Raw genomic sequence first — 26,748 nt, 5'->3', positions numbered from 1 at the left:
GAAAGCGTACCCGGATGCCTCGCCCCTCAGCGGGCGGTCGTCACGCGCCGGGCTCGTCCTCGGCGGCGCCGGCCTCCTCGATCGCGGTCTGGATCGCGCGGCCGGGCGGCTCGATCCCGGGTTCGTCGCCGTCCTCGGCCGTTCCCGCGGCGTCGTGCTGCCGGCGGGAGTGCACCTGGCTCACCTTCTCGCCGATGTAGGAGATGATCGTCGCCGACGCGGTGCCGACGATGGCGACGCCGCCGACCATCAGGAACACGGCGTAGAAGCGCCCCTCGGCCGTGATCGGATACATGTCGCCGTAGCCGACGGTCGCGACCGTGACGATCGCCCACCAGATCGCATCGCCGAACGTCGTGATCGTCGCGCCGGCGACCGGGCGCTCGGCCTGCAGGGTGGCGAGCGCGATGAAGTAGACGAAGACGACCGCGTAGGTCGACCCGTAGATGATGATGTTCGCGCGGACGGCCGCCCCGCTGCGCCGCTGCAGATAGGGCACGTTGTGCAGGAGGGCCAGCACGCGGAACGCGCGGAACAGCGGGATGATCGCCGAGAGCACGTCGATCGGATGGGACCGGACGAACGCCCACCTGCCGCCTCGCGGCGTGAGCGAGATGCGGACCACCACGTCGATGACGAAGACGAGCCACGTGACGATCAGGGCGACGAAGAGCGGAGAACCCGGGCCGCGCGGGACCCAGGGGGCGAGGACGTAGATCGTGTAGGTGACGATGAAGACGACGCCGAGCACCACGAGCGGCACCGTGGTGCGACGCTCCCAGGCCTCGCGACGCGGTGCCGGAGCCTCGGCGGCCACGCTCACCCCTCCTCGTCCGAGCGGACGGCGAGCCGGCCCTTGGCCAGACGGTACGGCGCCGCCTGGGCGACCGGCTTCACGACGATGAGGTCGAGGTCGACGTGGCGCGGCTTCCGCACCGCGTCGGCGACGACGCCCGCGATGTCCTCGGCGGTGAGCGGCTCGGGCACGTCGTCGTACACCGCGTCCGCGCGCGCCCGGTCGCCGCCGAACCGCACCAGGGCGAACTCGTCGGTCTTCACCATGCCGGGGGCGACCTCGATGACCCGCAGCGGCTCGCCGTTGAGTTCGAGGCGCAGCACCTCGGTGAGGGCGTGGGCGGCGAACTTCGCCGCGTTGTAGCCCCCGCCGCCGGCGTAGGCGACGTGCCCGGCGATCGAGGTGATGTTGACGATGTCGGCGACGCCCCGCTCCACGGCGCCGCGGCGCAGCAGCGGCAGGAGCGCGCTCGTCACCCGCTTGAGCGCGAGCACGTTCACCTCGAACATCCACGCCCAGTCGTCGATCGAGGAGGCCTCGACCGAGTCGAGCCCCTTCGCCCCGCCCGCGTTGTTGACGAGCGCGTGCACGGGCCCGGTCGCGGCGAGGTGGTCGCGCAGCGCGTCGACGTCGGCCTGCTTCGTGAGGTCGGCGACGACGACGGATGCCCCGGTCTCGGCCTCGAGCTCACGCAGCCGGTCCTCGCGGCGGGCGACGCCCACGACGTCCCATCCGGCGTCGCGCAGCGCGGTGACGGTCGCGCGACCGATTCCCGAACTCGCACCCGTCACGACCGCCCGCAGATTCGCCATGCGCCCATTCTGCCCGCAATCGGGGCGCCGACGCGGGAACACCGGCGACCGACTCGGCGAATCGCCCGGGAGGGCGAGCCGCGCGGCCGAGGGCCGATCGGCCTCCGCTTCGGCGTCCGCGACCGGCGTGCGGTTGAATGGACTGATGCACACGAGGCTCGAACCCCTGAAGCCGACGCGCAGACGCGTTCCCCTCTGGGACAACGCCCGCTGGATCGCGATCACGCTCGTCGTGATCGGCCACGGCATCCTCCCGCTCATCGCCGAGTCCGACTCGGCGTACAGCGTCTACCTGTTCATCTACTCGTTCCACGTCGCCGTGTTCGTCACGGTGAGCGGCTACTTCGCGAAGTCGGGCCCGCCGAACGCGAGGGCCCTGAAGCAGGTCCTCACCGACATCGTCTTCCCGTTCCTGATCTTCGAGACGATCTGGACGGTGATCCGCTGGGCGCTCGGCGGCGAGTTCGCGCTCGACTACACGACCGCCTCGTGGACGCTGTGGTTCCTCATCGCCCTCGCCATCTGGCGCATCGCGCTCCCCTACCTCGTGCTGCTGCGCGCCCCGCTCATCATCGCCATCGTCATCTCGATCGGCGCCGGGTACACCGAGACGATCGACTCGACGCTCGCCCTCAGCCGCACCTTCGGCATGCTGCCCTTCTTCGTCTTCGGGTGGAAGCTCAGGCAGTGGCAGCTCACCGGGCGCTGGCTCGAGCTGCGCGCCGCCGTCGCCTGGCGCTGGCGGGCGGGCGCGATCGCGCTGCTGGCCCTCGTGCTCGCGTTCATGCCGATGACGATCGAGACCCTCCGCGACCTGAAGCTGCGCCGCTTCATGCTGTACGACGAGTCGTACGAGGCGATCGGCTACGACGAGCCCTGGTCGGGCGCCATCCGCCTCGTGCTGCTGCTCGCCGCGATGGTGCTCACCGTCGCCTTCCTCCTGCTCATGCCGCGCGGCGCGCACTGGTTCACCTCGTTCGGCGGCGCGACGATGTACATCTACCTGCTGCACACCTTCATCCTGTTCCCGTTCCGCGAGACCGACCTCCTCGCCGGCGACCAGCCGTTCTGGGTGCTGCCCGCGATGATGCTGTTCTGCATCGGCATCTCGATCGTGCTCTCGCTGAAACCCGTGCGCCGGGTGTTCCGGCCGCTCGTCCAGCCCCGGGCGCGCTGGATGTTCCGCCCCGAGCCGTCGACCGCGACCGGCACGCTCGTGCTGCCGCCCGACCCCGATCGGCGCTGACGGCGCCGAGCGACCCGCGCGGTGCCGAGCCGCGCTCCCGTGCCCGTGACGCCGTGTTGCGGGGTCCGTTGCCCGCGCCGCCGCGCCCGCCTAACGTGACTGCAACACCCGCGGCCCCGCCGCCACCCGACTTCTGAGGAGCCACCCATGAGCGACACCGCCGCCTGGCGTTTCGAGACCAAGCAGGTCCACTCGGGCGCCGCCCCCGACCCGACCACGAAGGCGCGCGCGACGCCGATCTACCAGACCACCTCGTACGTGTTCGACAGCGCCGAGCACGCGCAGAACCTGTTCGCGCTCGCCGAGTTCGGCAACATCTACACGCGCATCCAGAACCCGACCCAGGCGGTCGCCGAAGAGCGCATCGCCGCGCTCGAGGGCGGCACCGGGGCGCTCCTCGTCGCCTCGGGCCAGGCCGCCGAGACCTTCGCAGTGCTGAACATCGCGCAGGCCGGCGACCACATCGTCTCCTCGTCGTCGATCTACGGCGGCACCTACAACCTCTTCAAGTACACGCTCGCGAAGCTCGGCATCGAGACGACCTTCGTCGAGAACCAGGACGACGCGGAGGAGTGGCGCCGCGCGGTCCGCCCGAACACGAAGCTCTTCTTCGCCGAGACCATCGGCAACCCGAAGATCAACGTGCTCGACATCGGCCTCGTCTCGACCGTCGCGCACGAGGCCGGCCTGCCCCTCATCGTCGACAACACCATCGCGACGCCCTACCTCATCCGCCCGTTCGAGCACGGCGCCGACATCGTCGTGCACTCGGCGACGAAGTTCCTCGGCGGTCACGGCACCGTGGTCGGCGGCGTCATCGTCGACGGCGGCCGGTTCGAGTGGTCGAAGAACGTCGAGAAGTTCCCCGGCCTCACCGAGCCCGACCCGTCGTACCACGGCGCGAGCTACACCGCCGCGGTCGGCGACGGCCTCGCCTACATCATCAAGGCGCGCGTGCAGCTGCTCCGCGACCTCGGTGCGGCGATCGCGCCGAACAACGCCTGGCAGCTCATCCAGGGCATCGAGACCCTGTCGCTGCGCGTCGAGCGCCACGTGCAGAACGCGCAGGAGATCGCGGAGTGGCTCGACGACCACGCCGACGTCGCGAGCGTGAACTACTCGGGCCTGCCGTCGAGCCCCTGGTACGCGGCCGCCAACACCTACGCGCCCAAGGGCGTCGGCGCGGTGCTCTCGTTCGAGCTCAAGGGCGGCGTCGACGCCGGCCGCGCGCTCGTCGACAACCTCTCGCTGTTCTCGCACCTCGCGAACATCGGCGACGTCCGCTCGCTCGTCATCCACCCCGCGTCGACGACGCACTCGCAGCTGACCCCCGAGCAGCAGCTCACGACCGGCGTCACGCCGGGCCTCGTGCGGCTCTCGGTCGGCATCGAGAACATCGACGACCTCAAGGCCGACCTCGAGGCCGGCTTCGCGGCCGCCCGCGCGGCGACCGAGGCGGCGCGCGTCTGACACGCCCCGAACCGACGGCGGATGCCGCGAGCCGACCCCGGCTCGCGGCATCCGCCGTCTCAGGGGGCGTAACAATGGGGCGCCGGGTGCCGGGGACGCGGGAGAATCGGAACATGGATTGGCAGACGACGGCCGACGCGGTTCCCGCGAGCATCGTGCCCGCTGCGGGCGCCCTCGCGCTGCTCGGCCGAGCCCCCGCGACGGGCGCGTGGCGCGAGGGAGACCCGGTCGGCGACCGCCGGTTCGTCGGCATCGGCGACCTCGCCCTCGAGTCCGGGCGCGAGCTCCCCGGGGCCCGCATCGCCTACGAGCAGTGGGGGGCGCTCTCGCCCGAGCGCGACAACGCGGTGCTCGTCCTGCACGCCCTCACCGGCGACAGCCACGTGATCGGCCAGGCCGGCCCCGGGCACCCGAGCGCGGGCTGGTGGCGCGGCGTCGTCGGCCCCGGACTCGCGATCGACACCGACCGCTACTTCGTGGTGGCGCCGAACGTGCTCGGCGGCTGCCAGGGCTCGACCGGCCCGGCCTCCCTCGCGCCCGACCGCAGCGAGTGGGGCGCCCGGTTCCCGTTCCTCACCATCCGCGACCAGGTGCGGGCGCAGATCGCCTTCGCACGGGCGATCGGCATCGATCGGTTCGCCGCCGTCGTGGGCGGCTCGATGGGTGCCATGCACGTGCTCGAGTGGGCGATCGAGGCGCCGGAGGCCGTCGAGCGCATCGCGGTGCTCGCCGCGCCGGCCGCGACCACCGCCGACCAGATCGCCCTGAACTCGGTGCAGATCGAGGCCGTCCGCACCGATCCGGCGTTCGCCGCCGGCGCATTCTACGACGCGCCCGACGGCGAGGGCCCCACCCGCGGGCTCGCGCTCGCCCGCCGCATGGCGATGCTGAACTACCGCACCGCCGCCGAGCTCAACGACCGGTTCGAGCGCAGCTGGCAGTCCGAGCTCGACCCGCTCGGCGGTGACGGGCGCTTCGCGGTCGAGTCGTACCTCGACTTCCACGGCAACAAGTTCACCCGGCGCTTCGACGCGAACAGCTACATCGTGCTCACCGAGTCGATGAACTCGCACGACGTCGGGCGCGGGCGCGGCGGGGTGGCGGCGGCGCTCGCGCGGGTGCAGGCGAAGAGCCTCGTGCTCGGCATCGACAGCGACCGCTACTTCCCGCTCGCCGGGCAGCGCGAGATCGCCGCGCTCCTCCCGCACAGCGTGCACGGGCCCGAGCCGGTCGTCATCACCTCCGAGTTCGGCCACGACGCCTTCCTCATCGAGGACGATGCGGTCGGCACCGAGCTCGCCCGGTTGCTCGCCGCGTAGTCGCGGGCGTCTCGAAACGCCTCGATCCGCGCCGATCGGGGCGCGACTCGGCTACAGTTCGAGGTGACGGACGCCCCGAGCTGCGAACCGTCGTCGCCGAGGGGGTGACATGAAGCGCATCCACAAGGAGCGCGACCGGCTGCTGCGCAGGCTCGCGCGCATCGCCGGGCTCACCGGCGCGCTCGGCACGCTCGCATGCATGTTCATCCCCGGTGCGTCGACGACGCTCGAGTTCGCGCTCGTGGTGCTGCTGTCGCTCGCCGCCGCCGTGCTGGTCGTCGTGCACTCGTTGCACGGCAACGTGGCGGCCGCGCTCGGCGCCGTCGCCGCGGCGCTCGCCACGGTCGCCGTCCTCGGCAGCGCCCCGGTCATCGATCCGGTCGCGATCGCCGCGATCTCGCTCGCCTCAGCGGTCACGGCCCCGTCGGTCGCGATCACGCTCGTCGTCCGCCGCGACGGCGTGCCGCTCGTCGGCGGCCTCGCCGCGCTCTTCCTCGTCGCCGTCGGTCTCATCGCCCTCGCCGGGCACCCGATGACGACGGTCGTGCTCGCGACCGTCGCGGGCTGGGCCGTCGGGGCCACCCTTGGATCGGTCGTCGATCACGCCATCGACGGGGCCGCCGAGCGCATCGAGGAGGTCGGGCGCGCGCACGAGGCCGAACGACTGGCGAGCGAGCTCGAGTCGCGGCAGCGCCAGGACGCCAGGGTGCTGCACGACACGGTGCTCGCCACGCTCAGCCTGCTCGCCCACTCGGGCGTTGGCGTCGGCTCCGCGGCGCTCCGCCAGCAGGCGGGCGACGACGCGCGCCTGCTCAAGCAGCTGCGCCTCGGCGCCCCGCTCGACAACGCCTCGAACGCGATCTTCTCCCCCGACTCCGACGACGACATGCTCAGCACCACCTTCGAGTCGGTCAGGCAGCGCTTCGCCCGGATGGGGCTCGACGTGAACTGGCACGGCGTCGGGCAGCTCGCGCTGCCCCGGGAGACCCTCGACGCGCTGCTCGGCGCGCTCGGCGAGTGCCTCGAGAACGTCCGCAGGCACTCGGGCGTCAACGAGGCGGACGTCACGGTCAGCGACGACGACCGCACGGTGCGGGCGATGGTGACCGACGCCGGGCACGGCTTCGAGCCCGAGTCGATCGGGGCCGCGCGACTCGGCTACGCCGAGTCGGTCGTGGGCCGCCTGAACACCGTCGGCGGGCGGGCGCGCATCTTCTCCTCGCCCGGCTCGGGCACCACGGTGATGCTGGAGGTGCCGAAGCCGTGAGCACCGGGACGATCGAGACGGGCGGGCTCCCGGGCTTCCGCCGCCCGAGGCGCACCGCGCGCGCCGTCGGCGACGTGCGCGAACGCCACGGCGGACGACGCCTGGCGACCGGGATCACGATCGCCGCGGCGATCATCATCCTGTGGCACCTGACCCGCGCGATTCTGCTCGCGCCGGTCTTCCCGCCCGGGGCGAGCCCGTGGGGCGCGTGGCTGGCGGTCCTCGCGATCGTCGCCGCGGGCGTCGTCTCGCGCATCTTCTCCCGCGCGCAGCCGTTGCCCGACGTGCTCTACGCGGTGCTGCTCGCCGCGCTCGCCGTTCCCGTGTGGCTCGACGTCTCGGCGACCTGGGGGTCGCTCCACCTCGGCATCACGCCGACCGCCGCGGCGGCGACGGGCGCCGTGCTGATGCCCGTGGCCGCGATCCGCGGCACCCGCGTCTCGCTCGTCGTCGCCTCCGCCATCGGCACGGTGCTCCTGGTCGCGACGCTCCTGCAGGCGACCTCGGCGGGGCCCTACACGGCGACCGGCATCTCCGTCGCCGCCTCGGCGGTGCTCCCGCTCGTCCTCGCCGTCGTCGCGACCCGCGGCTTCCGCCGGCTGGTCGGGCGCGAGCTCGACCTCTCGATCGTGCAGTCCACGGTCTCGACGCCGCGTGCCGCATTCGGCATGCGCGCCTCGGAGGAGCTGGCACAGCTCGACTTCGATGCCGAGACGCTGCTCGACGACGTCGGCTCGGGGCGCATCGCGATCCCGCTGCCCGCGGCCGACGCCGAGCGCGCCGGCCGCCTGGCCGCGGCGCTGCGGCTCCGCCTCATCGCGGGCCGCACCGACACGTGGCTCCGACACGCGGTGACGGAGTCGGCCTACCTGAACGACCGGGTCGTCGTCGACGACCCCGAGGGCTCGGCCGGCCTCCTCGCGCAGGAGCAGCGCGACAACCTGCTGCTCGCGCTGTGGCTCCTCGTCGGCGAGCGCCGCAAGGGGCAGCCCGAGCCGATCCAGGTCGTCGTCTCCACGCCCGACGGCGACGACGACGGCGAGCACCATTCCCCCGTGGTGCGTCTCGTGATCGAGGTCTCCGGCGTCGTCCGACGACGTCTGGACCCCGCGACGTGGGATGCTGTCGGTAGTGTCGGATCACACGACGTCGTCGCGGGGTCCGATTCCTTCCGCATCGAAATCGAATGCCGGACGGACCCGACCGTTCCGGTGAGTGCGTCGGCCGACGAGTCGGCCCGTCCGAGGGGAAGCTGAATGCCCGACATCGCTCCACCGATCCGCCTGGCGATCGTCGACGATCACCGCATGCTGCTCGGCGCCCTGACCGAGTGGCTCCGCGGCGCCTCCGCCGAGATCGAACTCGTCGCTGCCGTCCCCTCGTGGTCCGAGCTGCTCGCCCACCCCGACTTCCCCGTCGACGTGGTGCTGCTCGACCTCGACCTGCGCGACAACATCCCGATCTCGCTGAAGCTCTCCATGCTGAAGTCGGCCGAGGTGCAGACGATGCTCATGAGCAACTACTCCGAGCCTGCCGTCGTGCGCGAGGCGCTGAGCGCGGGCGCGATGGGGTACCTCATCAAGTCCGAGCCCGTCGAGTCGATCATCGAGGCGATCCGCTCGGCGCGCCAGGGCGAGTCGTACCTGACCCCCGAGCTCGAGGCGGCGCTGCTCGACGACGGCACCCTGCCGAAGCTGTCCGCCCAGGAGCGCCGCGTGATGGCGCTGTACGGCGCCGGTCAGCCGGTGAAGGCCGTCGCATTCCAGCTGGGCATCTCCGAGGAGACGGCGAAGAGCTACCTCAAGCGCATCCGCGAGAAGTACCGCGCGGCCGGCTACGACGTCGGCACCAAGGTGGCGCTGCGCAAGCGGGCGATCGCCGACGGCATCCTGCTGCAGTCCGACTGACGCTCGCGCGCGGGGGTCGACACCGCCTCGGCGTCCGCCGATGCGGCCCCGCCGCGCGAGCCTGCGCCTCCGCCGCCCGGCTCAGTCGATCGCGGGGGTCGCTCCCGTCGCGTACGGCACCGCGTGCCCGCGCCGCTGGCGCGAGCGGTCGAGGGCGAAGCTCGCGAGCGCGAGCGCGATCCCGGCGAAGGTCAGCACGAGGCCGACCCAGATCGGCGCGACGTAGCCGAATCCTGCGGCGATCACGGTGCCGCCGAGCAGCGCGCCGAGGCTGTTGCCGACGTTGAGGGCCGAGTGGTTCAGCGCCGCGGCGATCGACTGGCTGTCTCGGGCGACGTCCATGAGCCGCGTCTGGATGGTCGGCGCGAGCGCCGAGGAGGTCGCGCCGATGAGGAACGCCCCGGCGAAGAGTCCGACGGCCCACTGCGCGGTGAGCGCGAGCAGGGCGAGCGAGAGCGCGAGCGCGACGAAGGCGCCGTACATCGTGCGCCGGACGCTCCAGTCGGCCAGGCGTCCGCCGACGAGGTTGCCGACCGTCATGCCGAGGCCGGTCGAGACGAGCACGAGCGGCACGGCCGCGGCCGCGAGGCCCGTGACCTCCGTCGCGAGCGGCGCGATGTAGCTGTACATCGCGAAGAAGCCGCCGAAGCCGATGGCCCCGATCGCGATCGCGAACCACACCTGGGGGCGGGTGAACGCGCCGAGCTCGCGCCGGACGCTGGCGTCGGGGTCGCCCGGCTGCCACGGCACCGCCGCGAGCACGGCCACGAAGGTGAGCGCGAAGATCGCGGCGACCGCGAGGTAGGCGATGCGCCAGCCCGCCGCCTGCCCGAGCCAGGTGATCGCGGGCACGCCGATGACGTTGGCGATGGTGAGCCCGGAGAGCACGAGGGCGACGCCGCGGGCGCGCTTGCCCGGGCCCATGAGGCTCGCCGCGACGAGCGAGGCGATGCCGAAGTAGGCGCCGTGCGGCAGCGCGGAGAGGAATCGGGCGACGAGCACGAGCTCGAAGCTCGGCAGCAGCGCCGAGGCGATGGTGCCGACGGTGAATGCGGCGACGAGGGCGAGCAGGAGCCGCCGGCGCGGCCAGCGCGCGGCGACCGCCGCGATCGTCGGCGCGCCGACGACGACGCCGAGCGCGTAGGCCGAGATGATCCACCCGGCGGTCGCGTTGGCCGCGTCGGGCGAGGCGGCGTAGGTGCCGGGCAGCAGGTCGGCCGCGATGTTCGGCAGGAGCCCCATGGCGACGAACTCGGTCGATCCGATGCCGAACCCGCCGAGGGCGAGCGCGAGCAGCGCGAAGCGGGTGCGTGCCGGCGACAGGGTCGTCGGTTCATCGGAGGCGTGGGTCACCGAGCGATTCTCTCACAGAAATCGAATCGATTCGAGCGCGCGCCGCGAGCGATGACGCGGGCGACGCATCCTCGACGCCGCGCCCCGCACGCCTCAGTCCCGCGTGTCGCCCGCGCCCGCGTCGGCCTCGCCGATCGCGGTCTCGAGCCGATCGATCTTCGCGTCGAGCTCGCCCGAGTACCCAGGACGGAGGTCGGCCTTCAGCACGAGCGAGACCCGGGAGCCGTACTCGCCGACGGCTTCGGTCGCCCGGCGCACCACGTCGAACACCTCGTCCCACTCGCCCTCGAACGCGGAAGCGTTGGCACCTTCAGCGCGACGCTCGCAACTCCTCGATAACGGCGCCGTCAGAGGGAATACGTCGCCACCACCAGCCGTCTTCCGCGTCGATCCGAAGGAAGCCCTCAAGCAGGCGATCGGTATCGGGTTTCGTCGAAGCGAGGAACTCTTGGTCCGCCCGGGCGATGAGGGCGGCCAGGCGATCATGAAGCGCGCCGTGAGATCGTCCCAGCGCTAGTTCGAGCGCATCCCGAGCACAGACATCGTTGGTGTAGTCATCGACGGTATCGGAGTCCGCCCATCTCTTTTCGGCCACCGCGAACCAAGTACGGAGGCCGCGCCTTGTGGTGTAGTGCGTCGCCCATCCCTCGTCGTGCAGCGAAGCGTCGATCGTATCGAGCGCCGCGTTGCCCTCGCCCCCGAAGTCGAACGGGTCCTCGTCTTCACTCGTCGCCAAGAGCCCTCTCCAGTCGCTCGACCTTCGCGTCGAGCTCGCCGACGTAACCCGGCCGCATATCGGCCTTTAGCACGAGCGACACCCGCGACCCGTACTCGCCGACGGCCTCGGTCGCCCGACGGATCACGTCGAAGACTTCTTCCCACTCACCTTCGATCTCGGTAAACATGGACGTCGTCCGGTTCGGGAGCCCCGAGTCCCGGACGATCTTCACGGCCGCCGCGACCGCGTCATGCACGGATCCGTCGGCGCGGCCCGTGCCGCTCGGCGCTACTGAGAATGCAACAAGCATGATCCGTCCCCTAACTCCCCTGCCGTGCTAACGTGCCCTCGATCTCGGTGAACATCGAGGTCGTGCGGTTCGGGAGCCCCGACTCGCGGACGATCCTGACCGCCGCGGCGACGGCGTCGTGCACTGAGCCGTCGGCGCGGCCCGTGCCGCTCGGCGCGACGGAGAACGCCACCAGCATGCTGCCTCCCCGGCGGGTGCGATCGATCGGTCGCTCAGCTCGTCGCGAGCGCGGCATCCCGCCTGCTGCCAGCCTGCCACACGACGACGAGCGACCAGACGAGCAGGGCGACGAGCAGCGCGACCTTCATCGTGAGCAGGAACACGAACGCGGGGTCGGCGATGAGGAGCCACCCGTACCAGTAGGGGTAGATGATCTGCGTCAGCAGCGCGACCGCAGCGGCGAGCAGCGCGGGTGCGGCGAAGCGCGCCGGGCGCAGCACGAGCCCGAGGATGACGGGCGCCGCGAGCCACGTGGCGAACTGGGGCGAGCCGACCTTGTTGGCGAGCATCAGCACGACGACGAAGGCGAGCGAGAGCGGGGCCATGAGCACGACGAACCGCGCACCGCGACGCACCGCCCGGGCGCCGAGCCCGGCGACGACGAGCGCCGCGACGAGCATGAGGGGGGTCGTGAGCGCGGCCGCGACGTCGGCCCCCGGTCCGACGATCTGGAAGGTGAGGATGTCCCGCGAGTACTCGATCGAGACGTCCTGCGCGCCCGCGACGATCCGCCAGAGCCAGAACACGGCGGCGGGCGCCTCGATCTGGAGCCCGCGACCGGTCTGCTCGGCGATGAAGCCGAACGCGTTCGTGCCGGCACCGGCGAGCAGGCTCACGCCGATGATCGCGGCGCTCAGCGAGAGCGCGATCGTCACGACCTCGCCGCGCCGGCGCGAGACGATGACGAGCGCGGCCACGAGCGCGGCCGGCCACACCTTGATCCACGCGCCGATCGTCAGCAGCGTCGCCGCGACCCGGGGTCGGCCGGCCGCCCACAGGAGGCCGGCGATCGCGAACGGCACGGTCACCGCGTCGATCCGGCCGAGCGCGATCGGCCCGAGGAGGGCGAGGAACCCGAGCCACCACCACGCCGCCGCCCGTCGCGGTCGGGAGAGCGCCGCGCGGCCGAGCAGGATCGAGAAGGCGATGGCGTCGAGCAGGATGACGATGGCCAGCCATGACTGGGCCATGTACGCCTCGCCGAACGCGAGCGCCGCCGCCATCGGGGCGAACGCGAGGATCGGGTAGACCCAGGGCGCGTCGATGCCCATCCGCAGCCAGCCGTGCGAGGCGTTCTCGGCCCAGAGCCGGTAGACGCCCGTGACGTCGCCCATCGGGTAGCCGGGGGCGGAGAGGTTCAGCCAGGCCAGCAGCAGGTGCACGGCGACGAAGGCCGTCCAGAGGGCGCCGCGACCGGCGAGGACACGTCGAACTCGGGCAGCGGATGTCTCGCGCTCGCCTCCCCCGGTCACGCGTCGAGCCTAGCCGAGCGTCATATTCCGCCACGCGCACGCGCCGCGTCGGCGGGATCGGGGATGCTGGACGACGACGGAACCCGGGAGGCCACCATGACTCGACGCACGAACACCCGACGCACGCTCGCCGCATTCGCCCTGGTCGCGTCGGCGGCGCTCGCGCTCGCGGGCTGCGCCTCCGCCGGGTCGGGCGACGCCGGTGCAGAGGCGGCGGGCGACGGCCACGTCACGGCGGGCAAGCTCACGATCGGCACCGGCGAGCCCGCGTACTTCCCGTGGGTCGTCGACGACGCCCCCGAGAACGGCGAGGGCTTCGAGGCGGCCGTGGCCTACGCCGTCGCCGAGCAGCTCGGCTACGCCGACGACGACGTCGTCTGGGTGCGCACGACCTTCGACCAGGCCATCGCGCCGGGCCCGAAGGCGTTCGACCTCAACCTCCAGCAGTTCTCGATCACCGAGGAGCGCGCGGCGAACGTCGACTTCTCGTCGCCGTACTACGCGACGACGCAGGTCGTCATCACGGTCGCCGGCTCGCCCGCCTCGGGCGCGACGTCGATCGCCGAGCTGAAGGAGCTCAAGGTCGGCGCGCAGACCGGTACGACGAGCCTCGACGCCGTCGAGGAGATCATCGAGCCGACCGCCGGTGCGAGCGTCTTCAACACGAACGACGACGCGAAGCTCGCGCTGCAGAACGGCACCGTCGACGCCATCGTGGTCGACCTGCCGACCGCGTTCTATCTGACCGGCGCAGAGCTCGACGGCGGCGAGATCATCGGGCAGCTGCCCGAGACCTCGGCCGGCGGCGACGAGTTCGGCTTCGTGCTCGCGAAGGACTCGCCGCTCACCGCCGAGGTGACCGCCGCGGTCGACGCGCTCCGGGCCGACGGCACCCTCGACGCCCTCGCGGAGGAGTGGCTCGGCGGCGAGGGCGCGGCACCGGTCCTCGAGTGATCCTCCGGCCGAACGCGGGCCGCCGAGGCAACCCCGTGCTGCCGCGAGCGTGGTCGTCGTGACCGCGACCCGCCCCGACGACGCCGGCGCGACCGCGTGGCGGCCGAGCGCGCTCGAACTCGACCGACGCGCGTTCCGGCGGCGGCAGACCCGACGTTCGGTCCTGATCAGCGCGGGCTCGACCGTCGTCTTCGCCGCCCTGCTCGGCTGGGCCCTCATCGGCTCGCCCGGCTGGGCCGCGGTGCAGCAGTCGTTCTTCGACCCCGAGGTCGCGATCGCGTCGCTCCCCCGCATCCTCGAGGGTCTCTGGCTGAACATCCAGGTGCTCGTCGCGGCGAGCGTCGGCGTGCTGGTCTTCGCCCTGGTGCTCGCGACGCTCCGCACCCTCCGCGGTCCGGTGTTCTTCCCGCTGCGGGCGCTCGCGGCCGGCTACACCGACCTGTTCCGCGGGGTCCCGCTGCTCATCGTGCTGTACCTCGTGGGCTACGGCATCCCCGGCCTCGACTTCTTCCCGCCGCTGCCCGTGGCGTTCTGGGGCACGATCGCCCTCGTCCTGACCTACTCGGCGTACGTCTCCGAGGTGTTCCGGGCCGGCATCGAGGCGGTGCATCCCTCGCAGCGCCTCGCCGCGCGGTCGCTCGGCCTGAGCCATGGCCAGACCATGCGGCGCGTCGTGCTGCCGCAGGCGATGCGCAAGGTGACCCCGGCCCTCATGAACGACTTCGTCGCCATGCAGAAGGACGTCGGGCTCATCTCGGTGCTCGGCGCGGTCGACGCCGTGCGCGCGGCCCAGATCGAGACCGCCCACTACTTCAACTTCACCCCGTACGTCGTCGCGGGCCTGCTGTTCGTGCTGCTCGCCTGGCCGATGATCCGGCTCACCGACTGGGTGACCGCGCGCATGCGCGAGCGCGAGCAGATCGGCAGCATCGTATGACCGCGACGGCCGAACCCCTCCTCCGCCTCCGCGGCATCCGGCGCGCCTTCGGCGACACCGTCGTGCTCGACGGCATCGACCTCGACGTGGGCGCGCACGAGGTCGTGGCGCTCATCGGCGCGAGCGGCTCGGGCAAGTCGACCCTGCTGCGCTCCATCAACCTCCTCGAGCCGATCGACGACGGCGTCATCGTGCTGCGCGGCGACGACATCAGCGACCCCCGCGTCGACGCCGACGCGGTGCGCGCCCGCATCGGCGTCGTGTTCCAGCACTACAACCTCTTCCCGCACCTCAGCGTGCTCGACAACGTCACGCTCGCCTCCCGTCTCGTGCATCGGAAACCCCGGCGCGAGGCCGAGCGCCGCGGCCGGGAGCTGCTCGACTCGGTGGGCCTCGCCGAGTTCGCAGACGCGTTCCCCGACCGGCTCTCGGGCGGCCAGCAGCAGCGGGCCGCGATCGTGCGGGCGATCGCGGGCGACCCCGAGCTGCTGCTCCTCGACGAGGTGACGAGCGCCCTCGACCCCGCCCTCGTCGGCGAGGTGCTCGAGCTCGTCCGCTCGCTCGCCGAGCGCGGCACGACGATCGTGATGGCGACCCACGAGATGGCCTTCGCGCGCGACGTCGCCGACCGCGTCGTGCTGCTCGACGGCGGTCGCATCCTCGAGCAGGCTCCGGCCGCCGAGTTCTTCGCGTCGCCGCGCGAGCCGCGGACGCGCGAGTTCCTGTCGCGCTTCCTCGACGGCTGAGCACCGCGACGCGCGCGCCCCACGCCCCGCGACCCGCGGGCTCGCGGCCCCGCGCGCACGCGGGCGCCGGAGCGGCCCGCGGCCGACGACTCAGCGCTGCAGCAGCCCGCCGATCACCTGCGGCACCGTCGCGGCGATGTCGAGCGCGGCGACGGGCCCGCCCTCGACCGCGGCGCTCGCGCGACGCGCGGCCTCCCCGTGGATCCACGCGGCGGTGGCGGCGAGCTTCGTCAGCGCCTCGGCGTTCACCGCGAGCTCCTGGTGATGGGTCGCGACGAGGGCGCCGAGGATGCCGCCGAGCACGTCGCCGGTGCCGGCGCTCGCGAGCCAATGTGTCGGCGCGGTGACCGTGTAGCGGTCGCCGTCGGGGTCGGCGACGTGGGTCACCGCCCCCTTCAGCAGCACGGCGACGCCGAGCTCGCGCGCGGCCCGGTCGGCCCACCCGGCCGGGTCGGCCCGCACCTCGGCGAGGGTCACGTCGACCTCGCGGGTGACGAGCAGGTTCGCGAGCTCGCGCGCGTGCGGGGTGATCACGGTGGGCGCGGTGTGGGTGCCGACGAGGTCGAGCGCTCCGGCGTCGAGCACGACGGGCAGGCGGGAGGCGAGTGCGTGCTGCAGGTCGCCCTGCAGCATGAACGAGCGCCGGCCCGGGTCGATGCCCGAGCCGATGAGCCAGGCCTGCACGCGCCCCGAGACCGTGACGGTCTCGGGCCGGCGCAGCAGCACGGCGGCGCGCACGCCGCGCGGACCGGTGTAGCGGACCATGCCGACGCCGGCGCGCGTCGCGGCCTCGACCCCGAGCACTGCGGCCCCGGGGTAGTCGGTCGACCCGGTGATCACGCCGAGCACGCCCCGCGTGTACTTGTCGTCGCCCGAGCCGGGCGCCCTCACCCAGCCGGCCGCCTCGTCGGCGGTCCATTCCTGCCACGGTTCGCCCATGTACCAACGATAGGTTGAGCAGGATGACTCCGACAGCCCTCCCCCCGATCAGCCTCTCGCCCTCGGTCGTCGTCTTCGACTACGGCGAGGTGATCTCCCGTGAGCCGAGCGAGGCCGACCGAGCCGCGCTCCTCGCGCGCGCCGGCGTGCCGGCCGACGAGTTCTGGGGCGCGTACTGGGCGCATCGGGAGGGCCTCGACCGCGGGACGACCTCGATCGCCCGCTACTGGCGGGCGGTCGCCGACGACACCGGGGCGACGTGGGGCTCGCTCGACGTGCACGAGCTCTGGGCGATCGACCATCGCAGCTGGCTGTCGGTCGACCCGGGCACCCTCGCGGTGCTGCACGCCCTCGTCGACGGCGGCACGCGGATCGCGCTCCTCTCGAACGCCGGGGCGGACTTCTCGGGCTGGCTCCGCCACGGTTCGTTCGCGCCGCTCTTCGATCAGGTGTTCGTGAGCGGCGAGCTCGAGCTCGTGAAGCCCGAGGCCGCGATCTACGAGCACGTCATCGACGCGCTGGCGATCGAGCCGGCGCAGCTCCTCTTCGTCGACAACCGGTCCGAGAACGTCGAGGGCGCCCGCGCGGTCGGCGGCGACGGGCACGTCTTCACGGATGCCGCGGCGCTCGAGCGCTGGCTCCGGAGCCTCGCGTGAGCGCGCCCGGGCCCGCCGGCCCCGCGCTCTTCCGCCCGATCACGGTCCGCGGACTCGAGATCCGCAACCGCGTCTGGGTGCCGCCGCTCTGCCAGTACTCGGTCACGGCGCGCGACGGGGTGCCGCACGACTGGTACCTCGTGCACCTCGGAGCGATGGCCGCGGGCGGCGCGGGGCTCGTGGTCGCCGAGGCGACCGCGGTCAGCCCCGAGGGCCGCATCTCCGATCACGACACGGGGCTCTGGAACGACGAGCAGGCCGAGGCGTGGTCGCGGATCACCCGGTTCATCCGCTCGCAGGGCGCCGCCTCCGGCATCCAGCTGGCGCACGCCGGGCGCAAGGCCTCGGTCTGGCCCGAGCCGATGCGCCGACGCGGCTCGCAGCCGCTCGACGAGGGCGGCTGGCCGACCGTGTCGGCCTCGGCCGTCGCGTTCGACGGCTATCGCGAACCGCTGGCCCTCGACGAGGCCGGCATCGCCCGCGTCATCGACGACTTCCGGTCGGCGGCCCGGCGCGCGGTCGAGGCCGGGTTCGACCTCGTCGAGGTCCACGCCGCGCACGGGTACCTCGTGCACCAGTTCCTCTCCCCGCTCTCGAACCAGCGCGACGACCGCTGGGGCGGGAGCCTCGAGAACCGGGCCCGGCTCCTGCTCGAGATCGTGCGTGCGGTGCGCGCCGAGATCGGCGAGGCGATGCCGCTGTTCGTGCGGTTCTCGGCGACCGACTGGGTGCCAGGCGGCTGGGACGAGGACCAGACCTCCGTCGTCGTCGCGTGGGCGCAGGATGCGGGTGCCGACTTCTTCGACATCTCGACGGGCGGGCTCGTCGCCGCGGCCGACATCCCGGTCGCGCCGGGGTACCAGGCGCACTTCGCCGAGTACGTCGGCGAGCACGCGGAGGCCGCGGTGTCGGCCGTCGGCCGCATCACCGACGCCCGTCACGCCGAGGAGCTCGTCGCCGAGGGCCGAGCCGACGCCGTCATGTTCGGCAAGGCGATGATGCGCGACCCGCACTTCGCGATGCGGGCCGCGCACGAGCTGGGCGCGGGCACCTCGATGTGGCCGCCGCAGTACCTGCGGGCGAGGCCCGAGCACAACGACGGCGAGTGGTGACGACGACCGCTCGGGGCTAGCCCATCGAGCCCGAACGCATCTTCGCCATGCGTTCAGCCGACTCGGCCGACATCTGCCCGATCGCGAAGATGTTGCCCTCGCTGTCGCTGAACCAGGCGCTGCGCTCGTCGCCGATCTCGGCGACGCCGTCGACGGTCGTGAGCCCCGGCAGGTCGTAGTCGTGGAACACGACCCCGTGCGTGCGGAGGGCCGTCATGTCGCGGTCGAGGTCGTCGGTGAAGAAGTTGAACGCGGTGTTCTGCGCAGTGCCGGCGTAGTCGGTGCGGTACACCATGACCCCCACCCCGCCGACGTCGTAGAACAGCATCCCGCCCTCGGTCTCCTCGTACACCGGGTCGCGACCGAGTACGTCGTGCCACCAGCTTCGCGCCCGGTCGATGTCGGCGGCGGGGAGGACGGCGCACGCCATGAGCTTCTCGAACATGATGATTCCTCGTGTTCCTCGGGTCGACAGAATTCTACGCCGCCGACCCGGCAGCCGCCCTCCCCCATTCGCGACTACCCTCGACGGGTCGCGTCCTGCACCTCGCCCACCAGTTCCTCGATGATGTCCTCCAGGAAGATCACCCCGCTCGTCGAGCCGTCCTCCTCGAAGGTGCGCGCGACGTGCGTGCCGAGGCGGCGCATCGTGGCGAGCGCGTCCTCGAGGTCGGTGCCGTCGAAGATCGAGACGAGCCGTCGCACCCGCTTCGCGGGGATCGGGTCGTCGAACTCGTCGTCGTCGAGGTCGATCACGTCCTTCAGGTGCACGTAGCCGTCGGGCTCGCCGTCCTCCCCGAGGATCGGGTAGCGCGAGAAGCCGCGACGGGCGACGGCCCGCTCGACGTCTCCGGGCGTCGCCCCGGGCGGCAGGCTCACGAGGCCCGCCATGGGCACCGCGACATCCTTCACCCGCTTCGTCGTGAACTCGAACGCCGCCGTGAGCGTGCCGCTCGCGTCGTCGAGCACGCCCTCGCGGCGCGACTGGTGCACGATCGTCTGCACCTCCTCGAGCGTGTACGTCGAGGTGGCCTCGTTCTTCGGCTCGACGCCGAACAGGCGCAGCACCCCGTTCGCCGTCGCGTTCAGGGCGACGATGATCGGCTTGAAGACGCGTGCGACGAACACGAGCGGCGGCGCGAGCAGCAGCACCGCCCGGTCGGGCACCGAGAACGAGAGGTTCTTCGGCACCATCTCGCCGAACACGACGTGCAGGTACGACACGAGCACCAGGGTCACGATGAACGCGACCGTCGAGACGACCTCCTCCGACCAGCCCGTGAGGTGCAGCGGCACCTCCAGCAGGTGGTGGATCGCCGGCTCGGAGACGTTCAGGATGAGCAGCGAGCACACCGTGATGCCGAGCTGGCTCGTCGCGAGCATGAGCGTCGCGTGCTCCATCGCCCAGAGCGCGGTCTTGGCGCTGCGCTTGCCCTGCTCGGCGAGCGGCTCGATCTGCGAGCGCCGCGCCGAGATGACGGCGAACTCGGCGCCCACGAAGAAGGCGTTCGCCGCGAGCAGCACGAACAGCCAGGCGATGCCGGCCCAGTCGCTCATCGGCCCGCCTCCTCGTTCTGGTCGACCCGGTCGGCCGGACCGTGCGTCACTGCGCTCATCGGCCCGCCTCCTCGTTCTGGTCGACCCGGTCGGCCGGACCGTGCGTCACTGCGCTCATCGGCCCGCCTCCTCGTTCTGGTCCACCCGGTCGGCCGGACCGTGGATCACTGCGCTCATCGGCCCGCCTCCTCGTCACCGGCGGCCTCGTCGGCCGGCACGGGTCTCGGGACGAAGCGCAGCCGGTCGATGCGGCGGCCGTCGAGGCGCTGCACGCTGAGGGTGCCCTCGTCGATCGCGACCTCGTCGCCCACGACGGGCAGTCGCCCGAGCTCGGCCATCACGTAGCCGGCGACCGTCTCGTAGTCGCCGTTCTCGGGCACGCGGATGCCGGTGCGTTCGACGAGCTCGTCGGGTCGCAGTATTCCGGGGAAGCTCACGTTGTCGCCGCGGCGCACGATGCCCGCGCGCGTGCGGTCGTGCTCGTCGGCGACCTCGCCCACGAGCTCCTCCACCAGGTCTTCGAGGGTCGCGACCCCGGCGGTGCCGCCGTACTCGTCGACGACGACCGCCATCTGGAACCCGCGGCCGCGGAGCTCGCCGAGCAGCGCGTCGAGCTTGATCGTCTCGGGCACGCGCAGCGCGTCGGACTGGAGCGCCGACGCGGGCACCTCGGCGCGACGCTCGCGCGGGACGGCGACGGCCTGCTTCACGTGCACGACGCCCACGACGTCGTCGAGGTTCTCGTCGTAGACGGGGAACCTCGAGAAGCCGGTCTGGCGCGCGAGCTCGAGCACGGCCTCGGCCGGTTCGAGCCGCTGCACCGCGGCGACCCGCGGGCGCGGGGTCATGACGTCGGAGGCGTCGTGGTCGGAGAAGCGCAGCGTGCGGCCGAGGAGGGTCGCGGTGTCCTTCTCGAGCAGGCCCGCACTGGCCGAGCGGCGCACGAGCGAGGAGAGCTCCTCGGCGGAGCGCGCGCCCGAGAGCTCCTCCTTCGGCTCGATGCCGAAGGCGCGGAGGATGGCGTTGGCGCTGCCGTTCAGGAGGCCGATCGCGGGCCGGAACACCCAGGTGAACGCCGCCTGGAACGGGATGACGACCTTCGCGGTCGCGAGCGGCAGCGCGAGCGCGAAGTTCTTCGGCACCAGTTCGCCGATGATCATCGAGAGCAGGGTCGCGACGACGATCGCCGTCGTGGCGCCGACGGGACGCACGAGCGCAGCCGGAACGCCGATCGCGGCCAGCGGCTCCGCGAGGAGCGAGGAGATCGCCGGCTCCATCGTGTAGCCGGTGAGCAGCGTGGTCAGCGTGATGCCGAGCTGCGCGCTCGAGAGGTGGGTCGAGGTGATCTTCAGCGCGGCGATCGTCATGCCGAGGCGGGTCTCACCCCGTTCGCGACGCGCCTCGAGATCGGCGCGGTCGAGATTGACGAGCGCGAACTCGCTCGCAACGAACAAGCCCGTGCCGATCGTGAGGAGGAGTCCGAAGCCGAGCAGTATCCACTCAGACAACGCTGCCTCCCCGAACGGTCACGGGCGAGGGTCTATGGCCGGGGTTCTTCGCAGAGGGAGGATCATCCATGGTCGTTCAAGTATATGCGGGCGACCCGTGCGGACGCCGTGCCGCCTACCAGCTGACCGGAAGCGCCTTGCCCTCCTCGTAGCCCGTGGCCGACTGGATGCCGACGAGCGCGCGCTCGCGGAACTCGGCGAGCGTGCGCGCGCCCGCGTAGGTGAACGAGCTGCGCACCCCCGAGGTGATCATGTCGAGCAGGTCCTCGAGCGACGGCCGCAGTGGGTCGAGGTAGATCGACGACGACGAGATGCCCTCGGCGAACAGTTCCTTGCGGGCGAGCTCGTACGGCGAGAGGCGGTCGAAGCGCTCGCGCACGGCCTTCGTCGAGGCCATGCCCCAGCTCTCCTTGAAGAGGCGGCCGGACGCGTCGCGCCGCAGCGTGCCGGGCGCCTCGACCGTGCCCGCGAACCACGAGCCGATCATCACCGAGGCTGCGCCGGCCGCGAGCGCGAGCGCCACGTCGCGCGGGTAGCGCACGCCGCCGTCGGCCCACACCCGGGCGCCGAGCTCGCGCGCGGCCTCGGCCGTCTCGAGCACCGCGGAGAACTGCGGCCGGCCGACGGCCGTCATCATGCGGGTCGTGCACATCGCGCCGGGGCCGACCCCCACCTTCAGCACGTCGGCGCCCGCCTCGACGAGATCGGCGACCGCGGCCGCGGTGACGATGTTGCCCGCGACGATCGGGATGCCGAGATCGAGGTCGCGCACCGTCGACACCGCACGGATCATGCCCTCCTGGTGCCCGTGGGCCGTGTCGAGGACGAGCATGTCGACGCCGGCCGACGCGAGCGCGCGCGCCTTCGCGGCCACGTCGCCGTTGATCCCGACCGCCGCCGCGACGCGCAGCCGACCCTCGCGGTCGACGTTCGGCTCGTAGATCGTGCCGCGCAGCGCGCTCCGCCGGCTCAGGGTGCCGACGACCCGGCCGTGCTCGAGCACCGGGGCGAAGTCGAGCTCGGCCTCGACCATGAGGTCGAACGCGCGCCGCGGGCTGTCGACGTCGTCGGCGTCGAGCGAGGCGATGCCGCCGTGCACGAGGTCGCCGAGGCGGGCGTCGGGCAGTGCGCTCGCGAGCCGCGTCGCGGCGAGGCATCCGACGTAGCGCCCCGCCGTGTCGTGGAGAACGATGCCGTGGCCCTCGAACGGCGGCAGCGACTCGAGCGCGTCGGCGACCGTCGCATCGGGGTGGAAGTCGTGCGGGGTGTCGAAGCGGGGCGACTGCGCCTTCACCGAGCGGATCGACTCGGCCAGGTCCTGGAGATGGAGGTCCTGCGGGAGCACGCCGATGCCGCCGCGCCGGGCGAGCGTCGCGGCGAGTCGCGGCCCGGTGATCGAGTTCATGTTGGCCGAGACGATCGGCACGGATGCCCCCGAGCCGTCGTCGGGGGCGAGCGACACGTCGAGCCGGCTCGTCACTCCGGAGCGGCTCGGAACGAGGAACACGTCGGAGTAGGTCAGGTCGTGGGTCGGGGCCGTCCGGTAGAACTCCATGCCCTCAGCGTAGGCCGCGCCCCTGCGGCGTGCACGAGGCGCCTCGCGCGGGGTTTAGGCTTGTGTGGGTGATCGGCCACGACGCGTTCGCGGCCGGGTCGATCTCCGAGAATCCAGCATCAACGGAGAGAGTGGGCGAGCGGCTGTGTCGAGCCAATTGACCGGAGCGGGATCCGACGAAACGGCGTCGGGCGAATACGGAGCCAACGAGTGGCTCGTCGACGAGATGTACGAGAAGTTCCTCGCCGATCCCGACTCGGTCGACCAGACCTGGAGGCCGGTGCTCGAGCGGCGCCGCGCGCAGAGCGAACAGGGCGCATCGGCCCCGACGAACGGCACCGCCCCGCAGGGCGACGCGGCCGCGCCGGCCGCAGAGACGTCGGTCGAGGCGCCCGCGGCTCCCCCGCAGGCGGCCCCCGCCGCCGACGCGGGCACGCCCGCCTCCCCCGCGACCGCGCCGGTGCCCGTGATCGGGCAGACCCCGGCCGCGCGCACGACCTCGGTGGCCCCGCGCACGCAGCCGGTGCCGGCCGACGTGCCCATGACGAGCCCGCAGCCGGTGGTGGCCGACGCCCCCGCCGAAGACGAGGTCGTGCCGCTCAAGGGCATGCCCAAGGCCCTCGCAGCCAACATGGACGCCTCGCTCACCGTGCCGACCGCGACGAGCGTGCGCACCGTGCCCGCGAAGCTCATGATCGACAACCGCATCGTGATCAACAACCACCTGCGGCGCACCCGCGGCGGCAAGATCAGCTTCACCCACCTCATCGGCTGGGCGCTCATCCAGGCGCTGAAGGAGTTCCCGAGCCAGAACGTCTTCTACTCCGAGGTCGACGGCAAGCCGAGCCTCGTGAAGCCCGCGCACATCGGCCTCGGCATCGCGATCGACATCCCGAAGCCCGACGGCACCCGCGCCCTCCTCGTGCCCGCGATCAAGCGCGCCGAGACGATGTCGTTCAACGAGTACCTGACCGCCTACGAAGACCTGGTCTCGCGGGCGCGCCAGAACAAGCTCAAGGCCGACGACTTCTCGGGCGCGACGATCTCGCTGACGAACCCGGGCGGCATCGGCACCGTGCACTCGGTGCCCCGCCTCATGAAGGGCCAGGGCTGCATCATCGGCGCGGGCGCCCTCGAGTACCCGGCCGAGTTCCAGGGCGCGAGCGACAAGACGCTCGCGAACCTCGCGATCGGCAAGACGATCACGCTGACCTCGACCTACGACCACCGCGTCATCCAGGGCGCCGGCTCGGGCGAGTTCCTGAAGAAGGTGCACGAGCTCCTCATCGGCCAGCGCGGCTTCTACGAGGGCATCTTCGCCGCTCTCCGCCTGCCGTACGAGCCGATCCGCTGGGCGCCCGACATCGCGGTCGACATCGCGAGCGCGATCGACAAGACGGCGCGCGTGCAGGAGCTCATCAACTCCTTCCGCGTGCGCGGCCACATGATGGCCGACACCGACCCGCTCGAGTACGTGCAGCGCTCGCACCCCGACCTCGACATCGCGAGCCACGGCCTCACCTTCTGGGACCTCGATCGCGAGTTCGTCACCGGCGGCTTCGGCAACAAGCGCACCGCGCTCCTCCGCGACATCCTCGGCGTGCTCCGCGACTCCTACTGCCGCACCATCGGCATCGAGTACATGCACATCCAGGACCCGGTGCAGCGTCAGTGGATCCAGAACGAGGTCGAGCGGCCCTACGAGAAGCCGACCCACGACGAGCAGATGCGCATCCTCGGCAAGCTCAACGAGGCCGAGGCGTTCGAGACCTTCCTGCAGACGAAGTACGTCGGGCAGAAGCGCTTCAGCCTCGAGGGCGGCGAGTCCGTCATCGCCCTCCTCGACGAGATCCTCCAGGGCGCCGCGAAGGAGGGCCTCGACGAGGTCGCCATCGGCATGGCGCACCGCGGCCGCCTCAACGTGCTCACGAACATCGCGGGCAAGACCTACGGCCAGGTGTTCCGCGAGTTCGAGGGCGCCACGGCCGGGCAGGGCTCGGGCGACGTGAAGTACCACCTCGGCACCGAAGGCACCTTCACCGCCGACGACGGCCACCAGGTGCCCGTCTCGCTCGCCGCGAACCCCTCGCACCTCGAGGCCGTCGACGGCGTGCTCGAGGGCATCGTCCGCGCGAAGCAGGACCGCAAGCCGATCGGCACCTTCTCGACCCTCCCGATCCTCGTGCACGGCGACGCCGCCATGGCCGGCCAGGGCATCGTCGTCGAGACGATGCAGATGTCGCAGCTGCGCGCGTACCGCACGGGCGGCACGATCCACGTGAACATCAACAACCAGGTCGGCTTCACGACGGTGCCGGGCGACGCCCGCTCCTCGATCTACTCGACCGATGTCGCGAAGACGATCCAGGCGCCGATCTTCCACGTGAACGGCGACGACCCCGAGGCCGTCGTCCGCGTGGCGGAGCTCGCGTTCCGCTACCGCCAGGAGTTCAAGCGCGACGTCGTCATCGACCTCGTCTGCTACCGCCGACGCGGCCACAACGAGGGCGACGACCCCTCGATGACGCAGCCGCTCATGTACAACCTCATCGAGCAGAAGCGCAGCGTGCGCAAGCTCTACACCGAGGCCCTCGTCGGTCGCGGCGACATCACCGAGGCCGAGTACGAAGAGGCGCACCGCGACTTCCAGGACCGCCTCGAGCGCGCCTTCGCCGAGACCCACGCCGTGCAGACCGGTGCGATCGCCGTGATCGGCGCGACCGAGCAGACCCAGGTGCCCGAGCAGCCGACCGGCGAGCTCGAGACGACGGGCGTCGGCGTCGAGGTCGTGCACGCCATCGGCGACGCGTTCAACAACAAGCCCGCCGGCTTCACGGTGCACCCGAAGATCCAGCAGCTGCTGACCAAGCGACTCGACATGAGCCGCAACGGCAAGATCGACTGGGGCTTCGGCGAGCTGCTCGCGCTCGGCTCGCTGCTCGTCGAGGGCACCCCGGTGCGCCTCGCCGGCCAGGACGCGCGCCGCGGCACCTTCGTGCAGCGCCACGCGGTGCTGCACGACCGTGCGAACGGCCAGGAGTGGCTGCCGCTGCAGAACCTGTCGGAGAACCAGGCGAAGTTCTGGATCTACGACTCGCTCCTCAGCGAGTACGCGGCGATGGGCTTCGAGTACGGGTACTCGGTCGAACGCGCCGACGCGCTCGTCATGTGGGAGGCGCAGTTCGGCGACTTCGCCAACGGTGCGCAGACGATCATCGACGAGTTCATCTCCTCGGCCGAGCAGAAGTGGGGCCAGCGCTCGAGCGTCGTGCTGCTGCTCCCCCACGGCTACGAGGGCCAGGGCCCCGACCACTCGAGCGCCCGCATCGAGCGCTACCTGCAGCTCTGCGCCGAGAACAACATGACGGTCGCCCGTCCCTCGACGCCGGCGTCGTACTTCCACCTGCTGCGTCGTCAGGCCTACGCACGGCCCCGTCGCCCGCTCGTGGTGTTCACGCCGAAGGCGATGCTGCGCCTGCGCGGCGCGACCAGCGAGGTCTCCGACTTCACCGAGGGCCGCTTCGAGCCCGTGCTCGACGACCCGCGCATCACCGACAAGTCGGCGATCAAGCGCGTCGTGTTCGTCTCGGGCAAGATCTACTACGACCTGATCGCCGAGCTCGACAAGCAGCAGAACACCGAGATCGCGGTCGTGCGCCTCGAGCAGCTCTACCCGCTGCCCGCGGGCGAGCTCAAGGCCGTCGCCGACTCGTACCCCGAGGCCGAGCTGATGTGGGCCCAGGACGAGCCCGAGAACCAGGGCGCCTGGCCGTACTTCATCATCGAGACGAACAAGCTGGGCCCGCGCGAGGTCACGGTCGTCGCCCGCCAGGCCGCGGCGTCGCCCGCGACCGGCTCGGCGAAGCGCCACGCCACCGAGCAGGCCGAGCTGGTGCGCCGCGCGACGACGCTCTAGCCGAAGCCGCGACTCGACACGACGAAGCGAGCGGATGCCGTACGGCATCCGCTCGCTTCGTCGTCGGGGCCTGCACCGGGCGTTCGGTGCGCCGGTGGGGGGCGCCCCGGGGGGGCCCCGCCCCCCCCCGTGCAAAAACGCCCCGCGGGGCCCCCCGCGCGGGCCCCCCAAAAACCCCGCCCGGGCGGGGGCGGGCGC

General features: G+C 72.0%; 25 protein-coding genes. 12 read left to right on the top strand and 13 right to left on the bottom strand.

Annotated elements, in window-relative coordinates:
* Window positions 1-40: 40 nt before the first annotated feature.
* Together ACFVSL_RS15665 and ACFVSL_RS15660 are read right to left on the bottom strand one after the other, a co-directional pair.
* The gene (locus ACFVSL_RS15665) at window positions 41-817 is read right to left on the bottom strand and encodes a potassium channel family protein (protein ID WP_386941905.1); all 777 of its coding nucleotides are present in this window, start codon (window positions 815-817) and stop codon (window positions 41-43) included.
* 2 nt (window positions 818-819) lie between these two features.
* Window positions 820-1,608 carry an SDR family oxidoreductase gene (locus ACFVSL_RS15660; protein ID WP_386941904.1) on the bottom strand — a complete coding sequence of 263 codons (789 nt, stop codon included), beginning with the start codon at window positions 1,606-1,608 and terminating at the stop codon, window positions 820-822.
* A 145-nt stretch (window positions 1,609-1,753) separates the two neighbouring features.
* Between ACFVSL_RS15660 and ACFVSL_RS15655 the strand changes: the two genes are divergently transcribed.
* The 6 genes from ACFVSL_RS15655 to ACFVSL_RS15630 all read left to right on the top strand — a co-directional run bounded on the left by ACFVSL_RS15655 (window position 1,754) and on the right by ACFVSL_RS15630 (window position 8,817).
* A complete protein-coding gene (locus ACFVSL_RS15655; RefSeq protein ID WP_386941903.1) occupies window positions 1,754-2,854 on the top strand; it encodes an acyltransferase family protein in 1,101 nt (366 codons plus the stop codon).
* Between the two features lie 147 nt (window positions 2,855-3,001).
* Window positions 3,002-4,324 (top strand): bifunctional o-acetylhomoserine/o-acetylserine sulfhydrylase, encoded by a 1,323-nt coding sequence (locus ACFVSL_RS15650; protein ID WP_386941902.1) that lies wholly within the window; start codon window positions 3,002-3,004, stop codon window positions 4,322-4,324.
* A 113-nt stretch (window positions 4,325-4,437) separates the two neighbouring features.
* The gene (locus ACFVSL_RS15645; protein ID WP_386941901.1) at window positions 4,438-5,643 is read left to right on the top strand and encodes a homoserine O-acetyltransferase; all 1,206 of its coding nucleotides are present in this window, start codon (window positions 4,438-4,440) and stop codon (window positions 5,641-5,643) included.
* A 109-nt stretch (window positions 5,644-5,752) separates the two neighbouring features.
* Window positions 5,753-6,910 carry a sensor histidine kinase gene (locus tag ACFVSL_RS15640; protein WP_386941900.1) on the top strand — a complete coding sequence of 386 codons (1,158 nt, stop codon included), beginning with the start codon at window positions 5,753-5,755 and terminating at the stop codon, window positions 6,908-6,910.
* Window positions 6,907-8,166, top strand: coding sequence for a hypothetical protein (locus ACFVSL_RS15635; RefSeq protein WP_386941899.1), 1,260 nt, complete (start codon window positions 6,907-6,909; stop codon window positions 8,164-8,166). The genes ACFVSL_RS15640 and ACFVSL_RS15635 overlap by 4 nt, the downstream gene beginning before the upstream one ends.
* Complete coding sequence (locus ACFVSL_RS15630) at window positions 8,167-8,817, top strand: response regulator (protein WP_386941898.1); 651 nt, start codon at window positions 8,167-8,169, stop codon at window positions 8,815-8,817. It abuts the gene before it with no gap.
* Window positions 8,818-8,898: 81 nt separating this feature from the next.
* On the opposite strand, the gene ACFVSL_RS15625 is transcribed toward ACFVSL_RS15630, so the two are convergent.
* The 6 genes from ACFVSL_RS15625 to ACFVSL_RS15600 all read right to left on the bottom strand — a co-directional run bounded on the left by ACFVSL_RS15625 (window position 8,899) and on the right by ACFVSL_RS15600 (window position 12,670).
* A complete protein-coding gene (locus ACFVSL_RS15625) occupies window positions 8,899-10,170 on the bottom strand; it encodes an MFS transporter (RefSeq protein WP_386941897.1) in 1,272 nt (423 codons plus the stop codon).
* Window positions 10,171-10,263: 93 nt separating this feature from the next.
* Window positions 10,264-10,578, bottom strand: coding sequence for an MTH1187 family thiamine-binding protein (locus ACFVSL_RS15620; RefSeq protein WP_386942150.1), 315 nt, complete (start codon window positions 10,576-10,578; stop codon window positions 10,264-10,266).
* Window positions 10,481-10,906: a hypothetical protein gene (locus tag ACFVSL_RS15615; protein WP_386942161.1), complete on the bottom strand. Its 426-nt coding sequence runs from the start codon at window positions 10,904-10,906 to the stop codon at window positions 10,481-10,483. Before ACFVSL_RS15615 ends, ACFVSL_RS15620 begins: the two co-directional genes overlap by 98 nt.
* On the bottom strand, window positions 10,893-11,198 hold the full coding sequence (locus tag ACFVSL_RS15610; RefSeq protein ID WP_386941896.1) for an MTH1187 family thiamine-binding protein: 306 nt from the start codon (window positions 11,196-11,198) through the stop codon (window positions 10,893-10,895). Before ACFVSL_RS15610 ends, ACFVSL_RS15615 begins: the two co-directional genes overlap by 14 nt.
* A 10-nt stretch (window positions 11,199-11,208) precedes the next feature.
* Window positions 11,209-11,370 carry an MTH1187 family thiamine-binding protein gene (locus ACFVSL_RS15605; RefSeq protein ID WP_386941895.1) on the bottom strand — a complete coding sequence of 54 codons (162 nt, stop codon included), beginning with the start codon at window positions 11,368-11,370 and terminating at the stop codon, window positions 11,209-11,211.
* Between the two features lie 40 nt (window positions 11,371-11,410).
* Entirely contained in the window at window positions 11,411-12,670 is a 1,260-nt protein-coding gene (locus ACFVSL_RS15600; RefSeq protein ID WP_386941894.1) for a glycosyltransferase 87 family protein, read from the bottom strand.
* Window positions 12,671-12,766: 96 nt separating this feature from the next.
* Between ACFVSL_RS15600 and ACFVSL_RS15595 the strand changes: the two genes are divergently transcribed.
* The 3 genes from ACFVSL_RS15595 to ACFVSL_RS15585 are packed head-to-tail and all read left to right on the top strand — an operon-like array spanning window position 12,767 to window position 15,307.
* Window positions 12,767-13,624 (top strand): transporter substrate-binding domain-containing protein, encoded by an 858-nt coding sequence (locus ACFVSL_RS15595; RefSeq protein ID WP_386941893.1) that lies wholly within the window; start codon window positions 12,767-12,769, stop codon window positions 13,622-13,624.
* 58 nt (window positions 13,625-13,682) lie between these two features.
* The gene (locus ACFVSL_RS15590) at window positions 13,683-14,561 is read left to right on the top strand and encodes an amino acid ABC transporter permease (RefSeq protein WP_386941892.1); all 879 of its coding nucleotides are present in this window, start codon (window positions 13,683-13,685) and stop codon (window positions 14,559-14,561) included.
* A complete protein-coding gene (locus tag ACFVSL_RS15585) occupies window positions 14,558-15,307 on the top strand; it encodes an amino acid ABC transporter ATP-binding protein (protein ID WP_386941891.1) in 750 nt (249 codons plus the stop codon). Before ACFVSL_RS15590 ends, ACFVSL_RS15585 begins: the two co-directional genes overlap by 4 nt.
* Before the next feature lie 90 nt (window positions 15,308-15,397).
* Here the strand turns inward: ACFVSL_RS15585 and ACFVSL_RS15580 are convergent, their stop codons facing one another.
* Window positions 15,398-16,246: an NAD(P)H-hydrate dehydratase gene (locus ACFVSL_RS15580; protein WP_386941890.1), complete on the bottom strand. Its 849-nt coding sequence runs from the start codon at window positions 16,244-16,246 to the stop codon at window positions 15,398-15,400.
* 23 nt (window positions 16,247-16,269) lie between these two features.
* Between ACFVSL_RS15580 and ACFVSL_RS15575 the strand changes: the two genes are divergently transcribed.
* Together ACFVSL_RS15575 and ACFVSL_RS15570 are read left to right on the top strand one after the other, a co-directional pair.
* Window positions 16,270-16,902 (top strand): HAD family hydrolase, encoded by a 633-nt coding sequence (locus ACFVSL_RS15575; RefSeq protein WP_386941889.1) that lies wholly within the window; start codon window positions 16,270-16,272, stop codon window positions 16,900-16,902.
* Entirely contained in the window at window positions 16,899-18,014 is a 1,116-nt protein-coding gene (locus tag ACFVSL_RS15570) for an NADH:flavin oxidoreductase/NADH oxidase (RefSeq protein WP_386941888.1), read from the top strand. Before ACFVSL_RS15575 ends, ACFVSL_RS15570 begins: the two co-directional genes overlap by 4 nt.
* Window positions 18,015-18,030: 16 nt before the next feature.
* Here the strand turns inward: ACFVSL_RS15570 and ACFVSL_RS15565 are convergent, their stop codons facing one another.
* The 4 genes from ACFVSL_RS15565 to ACFVSL_RS15550 form a co-directional block, all read right to left on the bottom strand.
* Window positions 18,031-18,459 carry a VOC family protein gene (locus tag ACFVSL_RS15565; protein ID WP_386941887.1) on the bottom strand — a complete coding sequence of 143 codons (429 nt, stop codon included), beginning with the start codon at window positions 18,457-18,459 and terminating at the stop codon, window positions 18,031-18,033.
* Between the two features lie 74 nt (window positions 18,460-18,533).
* On the bottom strand, window positions 18,534-19,571 hold the full coding sequence (locus ACFVSL_RS15560) for a hemolysin family protein (RefSeq protein WP_386941886.1): 1,038 nt from the start codon (window positions 19,569-19,571) through the stop codon (window positions 18,534-18,536).
* Window positions 19,572-19,744: 173 nt separating this feature from the next.
* Window positions 19,745-21,079 carry a hemolysin family protein gene (locus ACFVSL_RS15555; RefSeq protein WP_386941885.1) on the bottom strand — a complete coding sequence of 445 codons (1,335 nt, stop codon included), beginning with the start codon at window positions 21,077-21,079 and terminating at the stop codon, window positions 19,745-19,747.
* A gap of 115 nt (window positions 21,080-21,194) precedes the next feature.
* Complete coding sequence (locus ACFVSL_RS15550) at window positions 21,195-22,634, bottom strand: GuaB1 family IMP dehydrogenase-related protein (RefSeq protein WP_386941884.1); 1,440 nt, start codon at window positions 22,632-22,634, stop codon at window positions 21,195-21,197.
* 145 nt (window positions 22,635-22,779) lie between these two features.
* Here ACFVSL_RS15550 and ACFVSL_RS15545 point away from each other — a divergent pair, with 145 nt between their 5' ends.
* A complete protein-coding gene (locus ACFVSL_RS15545) occupies window positions 22,780-26,550 on the top strand; it encodes a multifunctional oxoglutarate decarboxylase/oxoglutarate dehydrogenase thiamine pyrophosphate-binding subunit/dihydrolipoyllysine-residue succinyltransferase subunit (RefSeq protein WP_386941883.1) in 3,771 nt (1,256 codons plus the stop codon).
* The last annotated feature ends 198 nt before the right edge of the window (window positions 26,551-26,748 follow it).

The organism is Agromyces sp. NPDC058064 (genome assembly GCF_042885275.1).
GTDB lineage: Bacteria > Actinomycetota > Actinomycetes > Actinomycetales > Microbacteriaceae > Agromyces.
Note: the sequence above shows the minus strand (reverse complement) of the source record. Positions and strands in the feature narration are given on the sequence as shown.